At 70.8% G+C, this 21,390-nt stretch carries 1 protein-coding gene (only partly in view); it reads left to right on the top strand.

The whole window is internal to a non-ribosomal peptide synthase/polyketide synthase gene (locus ACWEO7_RS00905) on the top strand: the coding sequence, 43,740 nt in all, runs 8,184 nt past the left edge and 14,166 nt past the right edge, and what appears here is coding positions 8,185–29,574 — codons 2,729 (complete) to 9,858 (complete); the first complete codon in view begins at position 1. Both codon boundaries (start and stop) fall beyond the window edges.

Raw genomic sequence — 21,390 nt, 5'->3', positions numbered from 1 at the left:
CCGGATCAACCCGCCGACCGGATCAACTACATCATCGAGACCGCCCGCCCGCGGATGATCCTGTACCGCTCGGCGGACGGATTCGGCCTGGACCCGCAGCCCGCGGTGACCGCGCTGTCGGTGGAGGGCATCGAGGGCGTGCCCGGTTTCGCCGAGACCAGCGGCGCGCCGATCACGGATGCCGAGCGCACGCGCCCGCTGCGGCCGGAGAACACCGCGTACGTCATCTTCACCTCCGGTTCGACCGGACGCCCGAAGGGTGTCGCGGTCAGCCACGAAGCGATCGTGAACCGGTTGCTGTGGATGCAGCACGAGTACCCGATCGGTCGCGATGACGCGGTGTTGCAGAAGACGCCCGCCACGTTCGACGTGTCGGTGTGGGAGTTCTTCTGGCCGTTGCAGACCGGGGCCAGGCTGGTCGTGGCGCGCCCGGACGGGCACCGCGACCCGGTGTACCTGTCCCAGATCATCGCCGAGAAGCAGATCACCACGGCGCATTTCGTGCCGTCGATGCTCTCGGTCTTCGTCTCCACGCTGGGCAACGAGAACGGCGACGGATTGCCCGCGCCGCGTCTGCGGCAGGTCTTCGCCTCCGGTGAGGCGCTGCCCGCGCAGACGGCGCAGCGGCTGCGCGAGCTGACCGGCGCACGGCTGCACAACTTGTACGGCCCGACCGAGGCCGCCGTCGACGTGACCTACCACGAGGCGACCGAGGCCGACACGGTGTCGGTGCCGATCGGACGCCCGGTGTGGAACACCCGCGTCTTCGTGCTGGACAGCCGCCTGCACCCGGTCGCGCCGGGTGTCGCGGGTGAGCTGTATCTCGCGGGCGATCAGCTGGCGCTCGGCTACCTGGGCCGCTCGGACCTGACGGCCGACCGGTTCGTGGCCAACCCGTACGGCGCGCCGGGCGACCGGATGTACCGCACCGGTGACCTGGTGGCCTGGACTCCGGACGGCGAGCTGGAGTACTTGGGCCGCACGGACTTCCAGGTGAAGCTGCGCGGCCTGCGTATCGAGCTGGGCGAGATCGAGTCCGCGTTGCTGGCGCAGCCCGGGATCGCGCAGTCGGTGGTCGTACTGCGTTCCGACGCGCACGCGGGCGACCAGCTGGTGGGCTACCTGGTCTGCGAACCGTATGTGGCCGTGGACATCGACGAGGTGAAGACCGCGCTGGCCGCGGCGCTGCCGGGCTACATGGTCCCGGCCGCGCTGGTCGTGCTGGACGCCTTCCCGGTGAACGCCTCCGGCAAGCTGGACCGCAGAGCGCTGCCCGCTCCGGTGTTCGAGGCCAGGGTGTTCCGCGCTCCCTCGACTCCGATCGAGGAGATCGTCGCGGAGATCTTCGCCGACCTGCTCGGCGTGCCGCGCGTGGGCGTGGACGACGACTTCTTCGAGCTCGGCGGCAACTCGCTGGTCGCCACGCAGGTGACCGCCCGCGTCAGCGCCGCGCTGAACACCGAGGTCGGCGTGCGTGTGTTGTTCGAGGCCCCGACCGTGGGCGCGCTCGCCGCGCGGATCGAGTCACACGCGGGAAGCGGTGCGCGCCAGGCGCTCACGGCACAGGTGCGTCCCGAGCACCCGCCGCTGTCGCTGGCGCAGCAGCGCATGTGGTTCCTCAACCGCTTCGACGCCGACTCCGCCGCGAACAACATCCCGGCCGCGGTGCGGCTGGAAGGCGCGCTGGATCTGGACGCGCTGCGCGGCGCGGTCGCCGACGTGGTCGGACGGCACGAGTCGTTGCGCACCATCTATCCGTCTCGCGACGGCGTGGCCTACCAGCGGGTGTTGAACGCCACCAGGGCGATTCCCGAGCTGGACGTGGTCGAGGTGGCCGAGGGGCAATTGCTCGGCGTGCTCTACGAGTTCGTCGAGCGCGGCTTCGACGTGACCGCCCAGCCGCCGGTGCGCCTGCGCGCCTACCGGCTCGGACCGGACGACTACGTGCTGGTCGTCGTGGTGCACCACATCGCGGCCGACGGCTTCTCCATGCGTCCGCTGGTGCGCGACCTGATGACCGCTTACGTGGCGCGGACCTCGGCGGCTGAGCCGGGCTGGCCGCCGCTGGCGGTGCAGTACGTGGACTTCGCGCTGTGGCAGCGCGACACGCTCGGCTCCGAGGACGACCCGACCTCGCTGATCTCCGAGCAGCTCGACTACTGGCGTGAGACGTTGGCCGGGCTGCCCGACGAACTGCGCCTGGCCGGTCGTCCGCGGCCCGCCGTCGCCTCCTACGGCGCGGGCACCTACCGGTTCCGGGTGCCGGGCGAGCTGATCGAAGACCTGAACCGGGTCGCGCAGACGCATGGCAGCACGCTGTTCATGGTGGTGCACGGCGCCTTCGCCGCCCTGCTGGCGCGGTTGAGCGGCTCCGAGGACATCGCTATCGGCATCCCGGTCGCCGGTCGTGGTGAGCAGGCGCTCGACGATCTGGTCGGCATGTTCGTCAACACCCTGGTGCTGCGCGCCGAAGTGGACACCGCCGAGTCGTTCGCCGATCTGCTCGCCCGGGTCCGCGAACGCGACCTGCAGGCGTTCGCGCACGCGGACGTGCCGTTCGAGCGGCTGGTCGAGGTGCTCAACCCGGCGCGTTCGCAGGCGCGGCATCCGCTGTTCCAGGTGATGCTGTCGTTCCAGAACCTCGGCCGCACCGCGCTGGAACTGCCCGGCCTCACCGTCTCCGAGCTGGGCATCGACCAGCCGACGGCGAAGTTCGACCTGCAACTCACGCTCAGCGAGGTCCCCGGGGCCGAGACGGCGATGGACGCCGAACTCGTCTACGCCACCGACCTGTTCGACGGCGTGTTCGCCGGGACGTTCGCCGAGCGGTTCGTGCGCGTGCTGTACGGCATCGCCGCCGATCCGTCGGTCACCGTCGGCGACATCGACCTGCTCGACGACGCCGAGCGGGCCTTGGTGATCGAGCGCTGGAACGCCACCGAATTCCCGGTCGACGCCGCGCTCACCTCGCCGGTCGGCGACGCCGCCGCGACCCTGGTCTCGCTGTTCGAGGCGCAGGTCGCGCGCACCCCGGACAGTCCCGCGGTGACGTTCGAGGGGACGAGTCTGTCCTACGCCGAGTTCGCCCAGCGGGTACATCGCCTGGCGCGCTGGCTCAAGGTCAACGGCGTCGGGCCGGAATCGTATGTGGCGCTGGGTATGCGCCGCTCGATCGACCTGGTGGTCGGCATGTACGCGGTGAACGCCGCGGGCGGCGCGTACGTGCCGCTGGATCCGGACCATCCGGCCGAGCGCATCGACTACATCCTGGAGACCGCGCGCCCGGTGTGCGTGCTGACCTCCGGCTCCGATTTGGAGACCACCGTTTCCCGGCAGGTGCGCATCGACCAGCTCGACCTGTCGGAGTTCTCCGACGGGCCGCTGACCGACGCCGACCGGCACAAGCCGCTGCGTCCGGCCAACACCGCGTACGTGATCTTCACCTCCGGTTCGACCGGCCGCCCGAAGGGTGTGGCGGTCTCGCACGCCGCGATCGTCAACCGTCTGGTGTGGATGCACGCCGAATACGGTTTGGCGGCCTATGACGTGGTGTTGCAGAAGACGCCCGCGACGTTCGACGTGTCGGTGTGGGAGTTCTTCTGGCCGTTGCAGGTCGGCGCGCGCCTGGTGGTGGCGAAGCCGGACGGGCATCGCGATCCCGCGTACCTGGCGCGGCTGATCGTCGACGAGCAGGTCACCACAGTGCACTTCGTGCCGTCGATGCTGTCGGTGTTCGTGGCCGAGGAGCGTGCGGCCGAATGCACCACGCTGCGTAATGTCTTCGCGTCCGGTGAGGCGCTGCCCGCGGTGACCGCGCAGAAGTTGCGCGAGCTGACCGGCGCGCGGTTGCACAACCTGTACGGCCCGACCGAGGCCGCGGTCGACGTCACCTTCCACGAGGTGACCGACCACGACACGGTGTCGGTGCCGATCGGCGCTCCGGTGTTCAACACGCAGGTGTACGTGCTGGATTCGCGGCTGCGGCCGGTTCCGGTCGGCGTGCCCGGCGAGCTGTACCTCGCGGGCGCGCAGCTGGCGCACGGCTATGTGGGCCGCCCCGATCTGACCACCGAGCGTTTCGTGGCCAACCCGTTCGGCACTGCCGAGCGGATGTACCGCACCGGCGACCTGGTGTCCTGGACCGAAGACGGCGAGCTGGAGTACTTGGGCCGCACCGACTTCCAGGTGAAGGTGCGCGGTCTGCGCATCGAGCTGGGCGAGATCGAGTCGGCGCTGACGGCGCTGGAGTCGGTGGCGCAGGCGGTGGTCGTGGTGCGTACCGATGAGCGGACCGGTGACCAGCTGGTCGCGTACCTGGTGGCGGACCCGGACCGGGTGGTGGAGGTCGAGTCGGTCAAGGCCGAACTCGGCGCGAGCCTGCCGGGGTACATGGTGCCCGCGGCCTATGTGGTGCTGGAGGAGTTCCCGCTCAACGCCTCGGGCAAGCTGGATCGCAGGGCGCTGCCGGAGCCGGTGTTCGAGGCCAAGGTGTTCCGTGCGCCCGCCACGCCGGTGCAGGAGATCGTGGCCGCGACCTTCGCCGAGGTGCTCGGCGTGGAACGGGTCGGCTTGGACGACGACTTCTTCGAGCTGGGCGGCAACTCGCTGATCGCCACGCAGGTGGCGGCGCGGCTGGGTGAGGCGCTGAACACGCAGGTGCCGGTGCGCACGCTGTTCGAGGCGTCGACCGTGGCCGCGCTGGCGGCGAAGGTGGAATCCGTCGCGGACGAGGGCGGCCGGACGCCGCTGGTGGCGCGGGAGCGTCCCGAGCTGGTGCCGTTGTCGCTCGCGCAGCAGCGGATGTGGTTCCTCAACCGGTTCGACAACCGGACCGCGGTGAACAACATCCCGGTGGCGCTGCGGCTGAGCGGTGCGCTGGACGTCGAGGCGCTGGGTGCGGCCATCGGCGACGTGCTCGCGCGCCACGAGGCGCTGCGCACGATCTACCCCGAGGTGGAGGGCACCGGCTACCAGCGCGTGCTGTCGGTCGGTGAGGTCGGGTTCGGCCTGGTCGCCGAGCCCGTCGCCACGGAGGAGCTGCCCGCGCGGATAGTGGAGCTGGCGAGCGTCGGGTTCGATGTGACCGCCGAGATCGGGTTCCGGGCGAGCCTGTTGTCGCTGTCGGCGACCGAGCACGTCGCGGTGCTGGTGCTGCATCACATCAGCGCGGACGGTTTCTCGCTGCGGCCGTTGCTGCGCGATGTGGTGCTCGCCTACACCGAGCGCGCTCGCGGCGAGGTGCCGTCCTGGGCTCCGCTCGAGGTGCAGTACGCCGATTACGCGCTGTGGCAGCGTGAGGTGCTCGGCGCTGAGGACGACGCCGAGTCCGTCGCGGCCCGGCAGATCGCCTACTGGACCGAGCAGCTGCGTGACCTGCCCGATCAGATCGAGCTGCCCGCCGACCGGCCCCGGCCGGAGGTGGCCTCGAATGCCGGTGGCACGCACAACTTCTCGGTCGACGCGCAGGTGCACGAGGCGCTGGCCGAGCTGGCGCGCGCCCGCGGCGTGACGCTGTTCATGGTGGTGCACGCCGCGCTGGCGGTGTGGGCGGGCCGGTTGTCGGGCAGCACCGACGTCGCGATCGGCACGCCGATCGCGGGTCGCGGTGAACGCGCGCTCGACGACGTGGTCGGCATGTTCGTCAACACGCTCGTGCTGCGCAGCGAGGTCGAGCCGGGCGCAGGCTTCGACGAGCTGCTCGAGCAGGTGCGCCGCACCGATCTGGCCGCCTTCGCCAACGCCGACGTGCCGTTCGAGCGGCTGGTGGACGTGCTCAGCCCGGCGCGCTCGCAGGCGCACCACCCGCTGTTCCAGGTCGCGCTGACCTTCGAGGCGGCCTCGGCGGCCGCTCTCGGTGCGGTCGCGCTGCCCGGTGGCGTCGAGGTCGCCGCGGTCGAGTTCGATCCGGGCACCGCGAAATTCGACGTGCAGCTCACCGTGGGCGAGGCCGCCGACGGCGGGTTGACGCTGTCGTGGAACTACGCCACCGAACTGTTCGATCCCGAGACGGTGGCCGCGTTCGCGGATCGTTTCGTGCGCGTCCTGCGCGGGGTCGCCGAGGATCCTCGGGCGGCGATCGGCGATATCGATCTGCTCGGCGAGGGCGAGCGGCTGGACGTCTCGCAGCGCTGGGTGTCGTCGGGTTCCGAAAGCGTCGCAGGGCTTTTCGCCGATCCGAACATCACCTTGGTGGGGCTGTTCGACGCGGCGGTGGCCGCGCATCCGCATCGTGTCGCGGCCCGCTTCGGCGTGGAGACGCTGACCTACGCGGAGCTGGACCGGCGCGCGAATGTTTTGGCGCGCAGGCTGATCAGCGACGGCGCGGGGCCGGAGACGCTGGTCGCGGTGATCCTGCCGCGGTCGCTGGATTTGGTGGTGGCGCTGCTAGCGGTGGTGAAGACCGGCGCGGGTTACGTGCCGGTGGACCCGACCTATCCGGCCGAGCGCATCGCCTACGTGCTCGCCGATTCGCGGCCGACCAGCGTGGTGCTCGACTCCACGGTGCAGGTCGAGGTGCCCGCCGGGCTGCCGTCGGTCGTGCTGGACGGATTCGCGGTGGAGACCGGCAACGTCGAGGACGCCGACGACGCCCCGATCACCAACGCCGACCGCAACTCCGCGCTCACGCCGGACAACGTCGCGTACGTGATCTACACCTCCGGCTCGACCGGCCGCCCGAAGGGCGTCGCGGTGGCGCACCGCAACGTGGTGCGGCTGTTCGCGAACACCGACCGCGACTTCGGTTTCGGACCCGGCGACGTGTGGACGCTGTTCCACAGCTACGCCTTCGACTTCTCGGTGTGGGAGCTGTGGGGTCCGCTGCTGTTCGGCGGCACCCTCGTGGTGGTCGACTACTACACCTCGCGCTCGCCGGAGCAGTTCCTGGAACTGCTGCGCGCCGAGCGGGTCACGGTGCTCAACCAGACCCCGTCGGCGTTCTACCAGCTGGCCGAGGCCGACCGGAACGCCGCGCCCGACGCCGCCGCGCTGGCGCTGCGGTATGTGGTGTTCGGCGGTGAGGCGCTGGAGCTGCGCAGGCTGTCGGATTGGGTGGCGCGCCACGGCGACGGCACCGGCGCGACGGCTGGTACCGCGCCGCTGCTGGTCAACATGTACGGCATCACCGAGACCACGGTGCACGTGTCCTACCGCGCGCTGGACGCCGCGACCATCGCCGCCGCCTCCGGCAGCGTGGTCGGCCGCGCCATCGCCGGTCTGCGGGTGTACGTCCTCGACAGCAGGCTGCGCCCGGTGCCGGTCGGCGTCGCGGGCGAGATGTACGTGGCGGGCCCGCAATTGGCGCGCGGTTACCTGGGTCGTCCCGATCTGTCGGCGACCCGTTTCGTGGCCGACCCGATGGGCGGCACGCCGGGCGGGCGGCTGTATCGCTCCGGCGACCTCGCCCGCTGGAACCGCTTCGGTGAACTCGAGTACCTGGGCCGCGCCGACGACCAGGTGAAGGTGCGCGGTTTCCGCATCGAACTCGGCGAGATCGAGTCCGCGATCCTCGCCCAGCCTGGCATCGCCCAAGCCGCGGTCATCGTGCGCGAGGACCAGCCCGGCGATCAACGGATCGTCGCCTACGTGGTGTCCGAGCCGGATACCGAGCCCGTGCTGGACGCGGTGCGCGACGGCGCGGCCGCGCAACTGCCCGCCTACATGGTGCCCTCGGCCGTGGTGCGGCTGGAATGGATCCCGCTGACCGTCAACGGGAAACTGGACCGTCGTGCGCTGCCCGCCCCGACGGCGACCTCGCGCGCCTTCCGCGCGCCGGTCACCCCGGTGCAGGAGACCGTGGCGGCGGTGTTCGCCGACGTGCTCGGCCTGGAGCGGGTCGGCGTGGACGACGACTTCTTCGACCTCGGCGGCAACTCGCTGATCGCGACCAGGGTGGTCGCCCGCATCGGCGCGGCGCTGGGGACGACGGTCGCGGTGCGCACCCTGTTCGAGGCCTCGACGGTGGAAGCGCTCGCCGCTCGGGTGGAATCGCACGCCGACGGCGCGGCCCGCGCCCGGCTCGTCGCCCGCGAGCGCGCGGCGGGCGAATTGGTGCCGCTGTCGTTCGCGCAGCAGCGCATGTGGTTCCTGAACAAGTACGACACCTCCTCGGCGGCCTACAACCTGCCGATCGCCATCAGGCTCACCGGTCGATTGGATGCGGCCGCGCTGCGGCTGGCGGTGGCCGACGTGGTGCGCAGGCACGAATCGCTGCGCACCCGTTACCCCGAGCACGGCGGCACCCCGGTCCAGGTGATCGTGCCCGCCGAGGACATCGCCCTGGACCTGCGTCCCGTGGCGGTGGACCCGGCGCGGTTGATCGAGACGGTGACCGAGTTCGTGACCACCGGATTCGATGTGGCCGAACAGGTTCCGCTGCGCACCCGGCTGTACGCGGCCGGGCCGGACGAGCACGTGCTCGTCGTGGTGGTGCACCACATCGCGGCCGACGGTTTCTCGATGGGGCCGTTGACCCGCGACGTGATGGCCGCCTACACCGCGCGCAGCACGGGCAGCGCTCCCGGCTGGGCGCCGCTGGCGGTGCAGTACGCCGACTTCGCGGTGTGGCAGCGCGAGATCCTCGGTTCCGAGGACGATTCCGACTCGCTGCTGGCGAAGCAGGTCGCCTACTGGCGGCATGCGCTCGACGACATCCCCGACGAGCTGTCCTTGCCCACCGACCGCCCGCGTCCGGCCGTCGCCTCGCACCGCGGCGCGACGCTGCACCGCGAGTTGTCCGGTGAACTGGTCGCCGCGCTCGAGGAGATCGCGCGGCAGCACGGCGCGTCGCTGTTCATGGTGATGCACGGCGCGCTGGCGGTGCTGCTGGCGCGGCTGTCGGGCAGCGACGACGTCGCGGTCGGCACCCCGGTGGCGGGCCGTGGCGAGGCCGCGCTCGACGACCTGGTCGGCATGTTCGTCAACACGCTGGTGCTGCGCACGGGAATCGAGCCGGGCGAGTCGTTCGCCGACCTGCTCGGCCGGGTGCGCCGCACCGACCTGGACGCCTACGGCAACGCCGACGTGCCGTTCGAGCGGCTGGTGGAACTGCTCGCGCCGGAGCGCTCGCAGGCCCGCAACCCGCTGTTCCAGGTGATGCTGGCGTTCCAGAACTTGGAGCGCACCACCCTGGAACTGCCGGGACTTTCGGTGTCCGCGCTGGACCTGGAAGAGAACGTCGCCCGCTTCGACCTGCAGTTCACCCTCGCCGAGCGTGGTGAAACCGGCCCCGGCGCTATGGCTTTGGCGCTCACCTACGCCACCGAGCTGTTCGACTCCTCGACCGCCGCGGCCATCGTGGATCGTTGGGAGCGCGTGCTCGCCGCGGTGGCGGCCGATCCGTCGGTCGCCGTCGGCGCGATCGACGTGCTCGACGCCGCCGAGCGCGCCGACCTGGTCGCGCGCACCGGTGCGCCCGCCACGCCCGCGCGGACGCTGCCGGACCTGCTCGCCGAGGCCGCCGCCATCGATCCCGAGGCGCCCGCCGTGGTGTTCCAGGGGAGAAGTGTGTCCTATGGCGAGCTGGACACGCGGTCGAACCGCTTGGCCCGTTTGCTGATCGAGCGCGGTATCGGCACCGAGGATCTGGTGGCGGTCGCCGTGCCGCGCTCGGACGAGTCGTACTTCGCCGAGTGGGCGGTGTCGAAGTCCAGTGGCGCGTTCGTGCCGATCGACCCCGCCTATCCGGCCGACCGCATCGCGCACATGGTCACCGACTCCGGTTCCCCGATCGGCCTGACCGTGGCGTCGGTGCGCGCCGAACTGCCGGAATCGGTCGAGTGGCTGGTGCTCGACGAACTGGATCTCGACGGGTTCGACAGCGCCCCGGTGACCGACGCCGATCGGGTGCGCCCGGTGCGGCCGGAGCACCCGGCCTACGTCATCTACACCTCCGGTTCCACCGGCGTACCCAAGGGCGTCGTGGTCACCCACGCCGGTCTCGCGAACTTCCGCGACGAGCAGAACGCCCGCTACGACGTCGACTCCGACACGCGCGCACTGCATTTCGCCTCGCCCAGCTTCGACGCCTCGATCCTGGAGTTCCTGCTCGCGATCGGCCGCGGTGGCGCCCTGGTGGTCTGCCCGCCCGGCGTGTACGGCGGCGAGGAACTGTCCGAGCTGATCCGCTCCGAGCGGGTCACGCACGCCTTCATCACCCCGTCGGTGCTCGCGTCGCTGGATTCGGCCGCGCTGGCCGGCATGCGGGTGATCGTGGCGGGCGGCGAGGCCGTGCCGGCCGATCTGGTCACCAAGTGGGGTGGCGCGCCGGACGGCTCGGGCCGCCGCTTCCACAACGGTTACGGCCCGACCGAAACCACGATCATGACCAACATCAGCGACGCGCTCGCGCCGGGCGACCGGGTCACCATCGGTGGCCCGACTCGCGGCATGCAGTCGCTGATCCTGGACGCCCAGCTGCGGCCCGTTCCGGTGGGTGTCGCGGGTGAGCTCTATCTGTCGGGCGTCCAGTTGGCGCGTGGCTACCACGCCCGCCCGGGTCTGTCGGCGGAACGGTTCGTCGCCAACCCGTACGTGCCCGGCGCGCGGATGTACCGCACCGGCGACGTGGTGCGCTGGACCCGGGTCGGGCACTCCGCGGGCTCCGCGCCCGCTGGAGAAGTCGAATCGCTTGTCGTCGAATACGTAGGCCGCTCCGACTTCCAGGTGAAGGTGCGCGGTTTCCGCATCGAACTCGGCGAGATCGACGCCGCGCTCGCCTCGCACGAGACCGTCGACTTCGCCGTCACCGTTGGCCACAAGAGCGCCGCGGGCGCTGTGTCGCTGGTGTCGTACGTCGTTGCCGCGCAAGGTCGTACGATCGACGTCGCGGCGCTGACCGCGCACGTCGAGGAGCGCCTGCCCGCCTACATGGTGCCCTCGTCGATCATGGTGATCGACCATGTGCCGCTCACCCCGGTGGGCAAGCTGGACCGTAAGGCGCTGCCGGAGCCCGTGTTCGCGACGGAGGTCGTGTTCCGTGCGGCGCGCACGCCGGTCGAGCAGACCATCGCGGAAGTGTTCGCCGAGGTGCTGGGCGTGGAGCGGGTCGGCGTGGACGACTCCTTCTTCGCGCTGGGTGGCGACAGCATCGTCTCCATCCAGTTGGTGTCGCGGGCCAAGGCGCGCGGCGTGGTGTTCACACCGCGGCACGTGTTCGAGCAGCGCACCGTGGCCGGGCTGGCGTCGGTCGCGGAGACCACCGAGGCGGCCGAGGCGTCGGCGACGACGCTGGCCGAGCCGCCGGGCGGCGGTATCGGCGTCATGCCGTTGACGCCGGTGGTGCGGTTCATGGCCGAGCGGCGCGGTTCGTTCGGCCGGTTCAATCAGACGCTGGCGCTGGAACTGTCGGTCGGTATCGATCGGGCGGGTATCGCCGCGACGGTCGGCGCGGTCATCGATCGTCACGACATGCTGCGCGCGAGCCTGCGCCGCGACGGCGACGACTGGGTGGTGGAGACCGCCGCGCCGGGCACGGTCGCGGTGGACGCGCTGATCGATCGCACCGAGTTCGACGCGAACGTCACCGACGCCGAACTGGTCGAGATCGCCTCGGCCGCATTGGACGAGTCGCTGGACCGGCTCGATCCGGCCGCGGGCGTGGTCATCCGGTTCGTCTGGCTCGAACCCGATTCCGCCGAGCGCGCCGGTCGCCTGATCGTCGTCGCCCACCACTTGGTGGTGGACGGCGTCTCCTGGCGCATCCTGGTGCCGGACTTCGTCGCCGCGTGGGGGCAGCGCACCGCCGGGCAGACGCCCGAGTTGGTCGCCCCGGCCACGTCGATGCGGGCGTGGGCGCACGCGCTGGAGCGCGAAGCGGTCAGCCCGGAGCGGGTGGCCGAGCTGGACTACTGGCGTTCGGTGGTCGGTACGGCCGATCCGCTGCTGACCGAGCGTGCGATGGATCCGGCTCTCGACACCTCGGGCGTCATCGCCAAGCATCAGGTCGAGGTGTCCGCCGAGGTCACCAAGGCCCTGCTCACCACGGTTCCGGCGCTGTTCCACGGCGGTGTGAACGACGGCCTGCTGACCGCGCTGGCGCTGGCCACCGCCAAGTGGCGGGCGCGGCGGGTTGCCGCTCGCGGCGAGGATTCGCTGCTGATTCGCTTGGAGGGTCACGGCCGCGAGGAAGACGTGGTGCCGGGTGCGGATCTGTCGCGCACCGTCGGCTGGTTCACCGCGATCTACCCGGTCGCCTTCGACCTGTCCGGCATCGACGTCGACGCCGCGTTCACCGGCGGCCCCGCGCTGGGCGCGGCCGTGAAGGCGGTCAAGGAGCAGTTGCTGTCGGTGCCCGACAAGGGCATCGGCTACGGCCTGCTGCGGTACCTGAACACCGAGACCGCGGCCGAGTTGCCGCGTGAGCTGCCCGGCCAGGTGAGCTTCAACTACCTCGGCCGCGTCTCCGAGGGTGACGTGCCGGAGTCGCTGCGCGGCTTCGGCTGGATCCCCGCGCCGGAACTCGGCGCGCTGGGCGGGGCCTACGACGCGGACATGCCCGCGATGGCGCCGCTGGACGTGAACGCGATCGTGGTCGGCGACAAGCTGACCGCCAACATCGGCTACCCGTCGACCCTGCTGTCGGCCGCCGAGGTGCGCGAGTTCGGCGAACTGTGGACCGCCGCGCTGGAAGCTGTCGCGCGGCACGCCAATTCGGCGGGCGCGGGCGGGCACACACCGTCGGATTTCGCGCTGGTGCGCAGCACGCAGCGCGACATCGACGTCTGGGAGCGGCGCTTCCCGGCGCTGGCCGACGTGTGGCCGCTGTCGGCGTTGCAGGCCGGTCTGCTGTTCCACGCCCGCCTCGCGGCGACCTCGGTGGACGTGTACACCGCGCAGGCGGTGCTGACGCTCACCGGCCGGGTGGACGCCGCCCGGTTGCGCTCGGCCGCGCAGGCTCTGGTGGACCGCTACGAGAACCTGCGCACCGCGTTCGTCAGCGACCACGACGGCAACCCGGTACAGATCGTGCTGGACAGCGTCCGGGTGGCGTGGGCCGAGCACGACCGGATCGAATCCGGTGTGGCTGAGGACCTGATCGAGGCCGACCGCATGAGCCGGTTCGATCTGGCCGCGCCGCCGCTGATCCGCTTCACGCTGATCCAGGTCGCGGCCGACCGCTGGCAGTTCGTGGTGTCCAACCACCACATCCTGCTCGACGGCTGGTCCATGCCGCTGCTCATGCGGGATCTGCTGGTGCTCTACGCCGCGCACGCGGACGCCTCCGCGCTGCCCGCGGTGCGGTCCTACCGGCACTTCCTGGACTGGACCCGGCAGCAAGATCAGGCGGCGTCGCTGGCCGCGTGGGCGCACGCGCTGCGCGGCGTCGGCGAGCCGACCCTGCTGGCGCGGCCGGACGCCGGTCGCGAGATCACCTCGCTGTCCGGCGAGTACTTCTTCGACCTGGACGAGGCGACCACCGCGCGGCTGACCGCGCTGGCCGGCTCGCTGGGCGTCACCCCGAACACCGTGTTGCAGACGGCGTGGGGCATTCTCGTCGGCCGCATGACCAGCCGCGACGACGTGCTGTTCGGCACCACCGTCTCCGGTCGTCCCGCGCAGCTGTCCGGCGTGGAGGCGATGGTCGGCCTGTTCATCAACACCGTGCCGGTGCGGGTGCGTTTCGATCCGTCGGAGTCCGTGCGCGACCTGCTGGTCCGCACTCAGGGCGAGCAGGCCGACCTGCTCGACCACCACTACGTGGGCCTGGCCGACATCCAGGCCGTCGCGGGCGTCGGCGGGCTGTTCGACACCCTGGTGGTGTTCGAGTCCTACCCGGTCGACGCCGCGGGCTTGCAGGCGCAGGCGGCGGACATCGACGGCATGGCCGTGGTCGGCCTGGACGCGGCCGACGCCACGCACTACCCGCTGACCCTGATCGCGCAGCTGGATTCGCGGCTGCGGGTGCGCGCGGGCTACCTGCGCGACCTGTTCGACGAGCAGACGGTGCGCCGCATCGCCGACCGCTTGGTCCGGGTGCTCACCGCGATCACCGCCGAACCCGAGGCGGTGGTCGGTGACATCGAGTTGCTGGATGCCGCTGAGCGCGAGCTCGTGGTGTCCGGGTGGAACGACACCGCGCATCCGGTGGACACCGGCGCGACGTTGGTGTCGATGTTCTATGACCAGGTCGAACGCACTCCGGACGCGACGGCGGTCACGTTCGAGGGGACAAGTCTGTCCTACGCCGAGTTCTCTTGGCGGGTGAACCAGCTGGCACGTTGGCTGATCGCGCGCGGCGTGGGCGCGGAATCGTTTGTGGCGCTGGGAATGCGGCGTTCGATCGATCTGGTGGTCGGCATGTACGCCGTCGCCGTGGCCGGTGGCTCGTACGTGCCGCTGGATCCGGATCACCCGGCCGAGCGCACGGAATACATTCTCGGCACGGCCGATCCGGTGTGTGTGCTCACCTCCGGTAGCGATCTGGACATCGATACCGCGCAGGTGCGCATCGATCTGCTGGATCTGAAGGGTCTGTCCGAGGCCCCGGTCACCGACGCGGATCGTCGTGCGCCGCTGCGTCCGTCGCACACCGCGTATGTGATCTTCACGTCGGGTTCGACGGGTCGTCCGAAGGGTGTGGCGGTTTCGCATGCGGCGATCGTGAACCGTCTGGTGTGGATGCAGACGGCCTACCAGTTGACCGGCGCTGATGTGGTGTTGCAGAAGACTCCTGCGACCTTCGATGTGTCGGTGTGGGAATTCTTCTGGCCGTTGCAGATCGGTGCCCGCCTGGTCGTGGCGAAGCCGGACGGTCATCGCGACCCGGCCTACCTCGCTGAGATCATCAGCGCCGAAAAGGTGACCGTCACCCACTTCGTGCCCTCGATGCTTGCGGTATTCGTCGCCGATGCCGCCGCCGCGCAGTGCGATTCGCTGCGACTGGTGTTCGCTTCGGGTGAGGCGTTGCCACCCAAGCCTGCGCACCGCCTGCGCGAGCTGACCGGCGCGGCCTTGCACAACTTGTACGGCCCGACCGAAGCGGCGGTCGACGTCACCTTCCACGAGGTCGTCGACGCCGACACCGAGACGGTGCCGATCGGTGCTCCGGTGTTCAACACGCAGGTGTTCGTGCTGGACGCGCGCTTGCGTCCGGTCCCCGTTGGTGTCGCGGGTGAGCTGTACCTCGCGGGTGTTCAGCTGGCGCGGGGTTACGTCGCGCGCCCGGATCTGACGAGTGACCGGTTCGTCGCCAACCCGTACGGGGAGCCCGGCGCGCGGATGTACCGCACCGGCGACCTGGTGGCGTGGACCGAGCACGGCGAGCTGGAGTACCTGGGCCGCACCGACTTCCAGGTGAAACTGCGTGGTCTGCGTATCGAACTCGGGGAGATCGAGCAGGCGCTGACCGGCCTGGACGAGATCGCGCAAGCGGTCGTCGTGGTGCGCTCCGACGCGCACGCGGGCGATCAGCTCGTCGCGTACGTCATCCCCGCGCCGGACGCCGCGCTGGACACCGACCTGGTGCGCGAGGACCTCGGTCGGCAGCTGCCCGCCTACATGGTGCCGTCGATCGTGATGGTGCTGGAGGAGTTCCCGCTCAACGCTTCGGGCAAGCTGGACCGCAAGGCGCTGCCCGCGCCGGTGTTCGAGGCCGCGGTGTTCCGCGCGCCGACCACGCCGGTCGAGGAGATCGTCGCCGCCACCTTCGCCGACGTGCTCGGCCTCGAGCGGGTGGGTCTGGACGACGACTTCTTCGCCCTCGGCGGCAACTCGCTGTCGGCCACCCAGGTCGCCGCGAGGCTGTCGGCCGCGCTGGACACCGACCTCGGCGTGCGCGAGCTGTTCGAGGCCTCCACCGTGGTCGCTTTGGCGGCGCGCGCGGAGACCAAGGCGGGTGTGGGCGGTCGTGCGCCGCTGGCGCCGCAGCAGCGGCCGGAGCTGGTGCCGCTGTCGCTGGCCCAGCAGCGCATGTGGTTCCTCAACCGCTTCGACCCCGACTCGGCGGTGGACAACATCCCGGCCGCGGTGCGGCTGTCGGGTCTGCTGGACCGTCAGGCGTTGCAGATCGCCGTCGCCGACGTGCTGGCCCGCCACGAGTCGCTGCGCACCTTCTACCCCGAGGTGGACGGCGCCGCACATCAGCAGATCGTGGCCACGGCCAAGGTCATTCCGGACCTGACGCCGGTCGACGTCACCGAAGCCGAACTGCCCGAACAGCTCGCGCGGCTGATCGGCACGGCCTTCGACGTCACCGCCGAGGTGCCCTTCCGCGCCCGGCTGTTCGAGATCAGCCCCACCGAGCATGTGCTCGCCCTGGTGGTGCACCACATTTCGGCCGATGGTTTCTCCATGGGCCCGCTGACCCGCGACGTGATGACCGCCTACGGGGCCCGCGTCGACGGCGGCGAGCCCGCCTGGCGTCCGCTGGAGGTCCAGTACGCCGACTTCGCGCTGTGGCAGCGTCAGGTGCTCGGCGCCGAGGACGATCCGGCTTCGGTGATCGCCGAGCAGATCTCGTTCTGGTCGGACTCGCTGCGCGGGCTGCCCGAGCAGCTGGATCTGCCGTCGGATCGGCCGCGTCCGGCGGTTGCCTCCGGTCGCGGCGCCACGCACGTTTTCGAGATCGACGCGCAGACCCACGCTCAGCTCACCGAACTGGCCCGCACCCGGGGTGCGACGCTGTTCATGGTCGCGCACACCGCGCTGGCCGTGCTGCTGTCGCGGCTGTCCGGCGAGGACGACATCGTGATCGGCACTCCGGTCGCCGGACGTGGCGAGCGCGCGCTCGACGATCTGATCGGCATGTTCGTCAACACCCTCGTGTTGCGGACCCCGATCCGGGCCGGTGCGACGTTCACCGAGTTGCTGCGCGCGGTGCGCGCCACCGACATCGCCGCGTTCGGGCACGCGGACCTGCCGTTCGAGCGGCTGGTGGAGATCCTGAACCCGGCGCGCTCGCAGGCGCGGCATCCGCTGTTCCAGGTGATGCTGTCGTTCCAGAACACCGGCCAGAACAGCCTGGAGCTGCCGGGTCTGACGGTGAGCGGTGTCGAATTGCCGATCGACGTCGCCAAGTTCGATCTGCAACTGGTGCTGTCCGAACGCGACGCCGAGAATTCCGCGGGCGCGAACTCCGCGGGCATCGCGGCCGAGCTGATCTACGCCACCGACCTGTTCGACCCGGCCACCATGGCCGAGTTCGGGCGGCGCTTCGGCCGGTTGCTGAAGGCCGTCGCCGCCGAGCCGGACCGGCCCATCGGCGATCTCACGCTGCTGGAGGAGTCGGAGGCCGAGCAGGCGCTGCGCGGCTGGAACGACACCGCACGCGACCTCGGCCCGGCGAGCACGCTGGTCGAGGAGTTCGCCGCGCAGGCGGCGGCGACGCCGGACGCGGTCGCGGTGATCGATCCGGCCACCGGGACGCAGCTCTCCTACGCCGAATTCGCCTCGCGGGTGCGGCGGTTGGCGCGTCGCCTCATCGAGGCGGGTGTGGGTCCGGAGACGTTGGTCGCCTTGGGCCTGCGCCGCTCGGTGGACTTGGTCGTGGCCGCTTACGCGGTGCAGGCGGCGGGTGGCGGCTATGTGCCGCTGGATCTCGACCAGCCCGCCGACCGGGTGCACTACGTGCTGGACTCGGCCGACCCGGTCTGCGTGCTGACCACCGCGCGCGACGCGTTCGACGGCGCGGGCCGCGCGACGCTGCGCATCGACGAGCTGGAGTTGTCCGGTTACGCGGACGACCCGGTCACCGACGCCGAGCGCGTCGCGCCGCTGCGCCCGCAGCACCCGGCGTACGTGATCTTCACTTCCGGCTCCACCGGCCGCCCCAAGGGCGTCGCCGTGCCGCACGCCGCGGTGGTCAACCAGATCCGTTGGATCACCGGGGAATTCGGTATCGACGCCGAGGATGTGGTGCTGTTCAAGACCCCGGCTACCTTCGATGTGTCGGTGTGGGAGCTGTTCGGCCCGCTGAGCACCGGTGGACGGATCGTGGTGGCGAGCCCGGACGGGCACCGCGACCCGCAGTACCTGGCCGAGGTGATCGCGGCCGAACGGGTCACGATGACCTCGTTCGTGCCGTCGATGCTGACCGTGTTCGCGGCCGGGATCGACCCGGCCGACGCGGACGCGCTCGCCTCGCTGCGCACGCTGTTCGTCGCCGGTGAGGCGTTCACCGCCGACGCGGTGGTGGCGATCCGTCGTGTCAGTGATGCCGCGTTGTACAACCTGTACGGACCCACCGAGTTCACCGTGCACGCCACGCACGCGCCCGTAGCCGAGCAGGTGGACGGGGCGGTGCCGATCGGCCTGCCGGTGTGGAACGCGCAGGCGTACGTGCTGGATTCGCGTCTGCACCCGGTGCCTTCGAACGTCGCGGGTGAGCTGTACCTCGCGGGCGATCAGTTGGCGCGCGGATACTTCGGTCGCACGGACCTGACCGCCGACCGCTTCGTGGCCAACCCCTACGGCGCGCCAGGTGCTCGGATGTACCGCACCGGCGACTTGGTGCGCCGGGACGACACCGGCGCCATCGAGTACCTGGGCCGCACCGACTTCCAGGTGAAGCTGCGTGGTCTGCGCATCGAGCTCGGCGAGATCGAGACCGCGTTGACGGCGCATGAGTCGGTCGCGCAGTCGGTCGCGCTGGTGCGCTCCGACGCGCGCACCGGCGACCAGCTGGTGGGTTATGTGGTGCCCGCGAACGGCGCGACGGTGGACGTCGAGGTGCTGCGCGCGCATCTGGCCGCGCAGCTGCCGTCCTACATGGTGCCCGCCGCGATCGTGGTGCTCGACGCCATGCCGTTGAACCCGAACGGCAAGCTGGATCGCCGCGCGCTGCCCGAGCCGGTCTTCGAGGCGCGGCAGTTCCGCGCGCCGTCGACGCCGGTGGAGGAGATCGTCGCCGATGTCTTCGCCGAGGTGCTCGGCCTGGCACAGGCGCAACGCGCGGTCGGCTTGGACGACGACTTCTTCGACCTGGGCGGCAACTCGCTGATCGCCACCCAGGTGGTGGCCCGGCTCGGCGCCGCGCTGGACACCAGGATCCCGGTCCGCACGCTGTTCGAGGCGCCGACCGTGGCGGCGCTGGCCGTGCGGGTGGAGGCGCACCAGGGCACCGGCCGCCGCCGGGAACTCGCCGCGGGCCCGCGCCCGTCGAAGATCCCGCTGTCGCTGGCCCAGCAGCGCATGTGGTTCCTGAACCGGTTCGACAACCAGACCGCGGTGAACAACATCCCGCTCGCGGTCCGGCTCACCGGAACCCTGGACACCGAGGCGCTGCGCCAGGCCGTGGCCGACGTGGTCGACCGGCACGAGGTGTTGCGCACGGTCTACCCGGAGACCGCCGACGGCCAGGGCGTGCAGGTCGTGCTGCCCGCCGGGCACAGCGCGGTCGACCTCACCCCGATCGAGGTGTCCGAGGCCGAGATCTCCGAGCGGATCAGCGAACTGGTGCTGACCGGCTTCGACGTCACCGCCGAGGTCCCGGTGCGCGCCGCGCTGTTCCGCATCGCGGGCTCGATGGACGGCTCGCAGCCCGACACCCACGTGCTGGTGTTCGTGGTGCACCACATCTCCGGCGACGGCTGGTCGGTGCGCCCGCTGGCGCGCGACGTGATGGTGGCCTACTCGGCGCGTTCGCGCGGCGAGGCGCCCGCGTGGGCGCCGCTGCCGGTGCAGTACGCCGATTACGCGCTGTGGCAGCGCGAGACGCTGGGGTCGGAGGGCGATCCCGCCTCGCTGATCGCCCAGCAGGTCGCGTTCTGGTCCGACTCCCTGGCCGGGCTGCCGGATCAGCTGGATCTGCCGTCGGACCGGTCGCGTCCGGCGGTGGCGTCCAACCGCGGCGGCGTGTACGAGTTCGCGCTCGACGCGCAGCTGCTGCGCGAGCTGAACGCGCTGGCCCGCGCGAACGGCGCCAGCCTGTTCATGGTGGTGCACGCGGCGTTCGCCGCCCTGCTGGCCCGGTTGTCCGGCAGCGACGACATCGCCATCGGCACCGCGGTCGCGGGCCGTGGCGAGGCGGTGCTCGACGACGCCATCGGCATGTTCGTCAACACCCTGGTGCTGCGCAGCGCGGTCGATCCCGCGATCGCGTTCACCGAATTGCTGGCGCGCACCAAGGACACCGACCTCGCGGCGTTCGCGCACGCGGACCTGCCGTTCGAGCGGCTGGTGGAGATCCTGAACCCGGCGCGTTCGCAGGCGCGGCACCCGCTGTTCCAGGTGATGCTGTCGTTCCAGAACACCGGTGAGGCCACCTTCGAGCTGCCCGGCCTGGAAGTGGCCGGGGTGCCGCTGGACGTGGTGACCGCCAAGTTCGACCTGCACCTCAACCTCGCCGACCGGTTCGACGCCTCCGGCTCGGCCGACGGCATGACCGCCGAATTCGCTTACGCCACCGACATGTTCGACCCCGACACCATCGCGGGCGTCGCGTCGCGGCTGGTGCGGATGCTGACGGCGATCGCCGCGGATCCGTCCGTGGCCGTCGGCGATGTCGAGTTGCTCGACAGCGTCGAGCGCACCGAGGTGCTCGAGCGGTGGAACGACACGGCGCACCCGGTCGACCCGGACGCCACGCTGGTGTCGATGTTCGCCGCGCAGCTGGCGCGGACCCCGGACGCGCCTGCGGTGACGTTCGAGGGGACGAGTCTGTCCTACGCCGAGTTCGCCGCTAGGGTGAACCGCCTGGCCCGGCACCTGATCTCGCTGGGCGTCGGCCCGGATTCGATGGTCGCGTTGGGTATGCGCCGCTCGATCGAGCTGGTGGTCGGCATGTACGCGGTGAGCGTCGCCGGTGGCGCGTATGTGCCGCTGGATCCGGACCATCCGGCCGACCGCACCCGCTACGTGCTCGACACCGCGCAGCCGGTGTGCGTGCTCACCACTTCGCGCGACGAGTTCGACGCGGGCGCTACCCCGGCGATCGAGATCGATGTGGTCTCGCTGGCCGGGTACTCCGACGAGCCGGTCACCGATGCGGATCGCCGTGCGCCGCTGCGCTCGTCGAACACCGCGTACGTGATCTTCACCTCCGGTTCGACCGGCCGCCCTAAGGGTGTGGCGGTCTCGCACGCCGCGATCGTCAACCGTCTGGTGTGGATGCAGGACGAGTACGGCCTCGACGACACCGACGTGGTGTTGCAGAAGACGCCCGCGACGTTCGACGTGTCGGTGTGGGAGTTCTTCTGGCCCTTGCAGGTCGGCGCGCGCCTGGTCGTAGCGAAGCCCGACGGCCACCGCGACCCGGCCTACCTCGTGCAGGTCATCACCGGCGCGCAGGTCACCACGGCGCACTTCGTGCCGTCGATGCTGTCGGTGTTCGTGGCCGAGGAACGGGCCGACGAATGCACCAGTCTGCGCAACGTCTTCGCCTCCGGTGAGGCGCTGCCCGCCGCCACCGCGCAGCGGATGCAGGAACTCACCGGCGCGCTGCTGCACAACCTGTAC

The sequence above is a fragment of the Nocardia sp. NPDC004260 genome (assembly GCF_053603155.1).
Note: the sequence above shows the minus strand (reverse complement) of the source record. Positions and strands in the feature narration are given on the sequence as shown.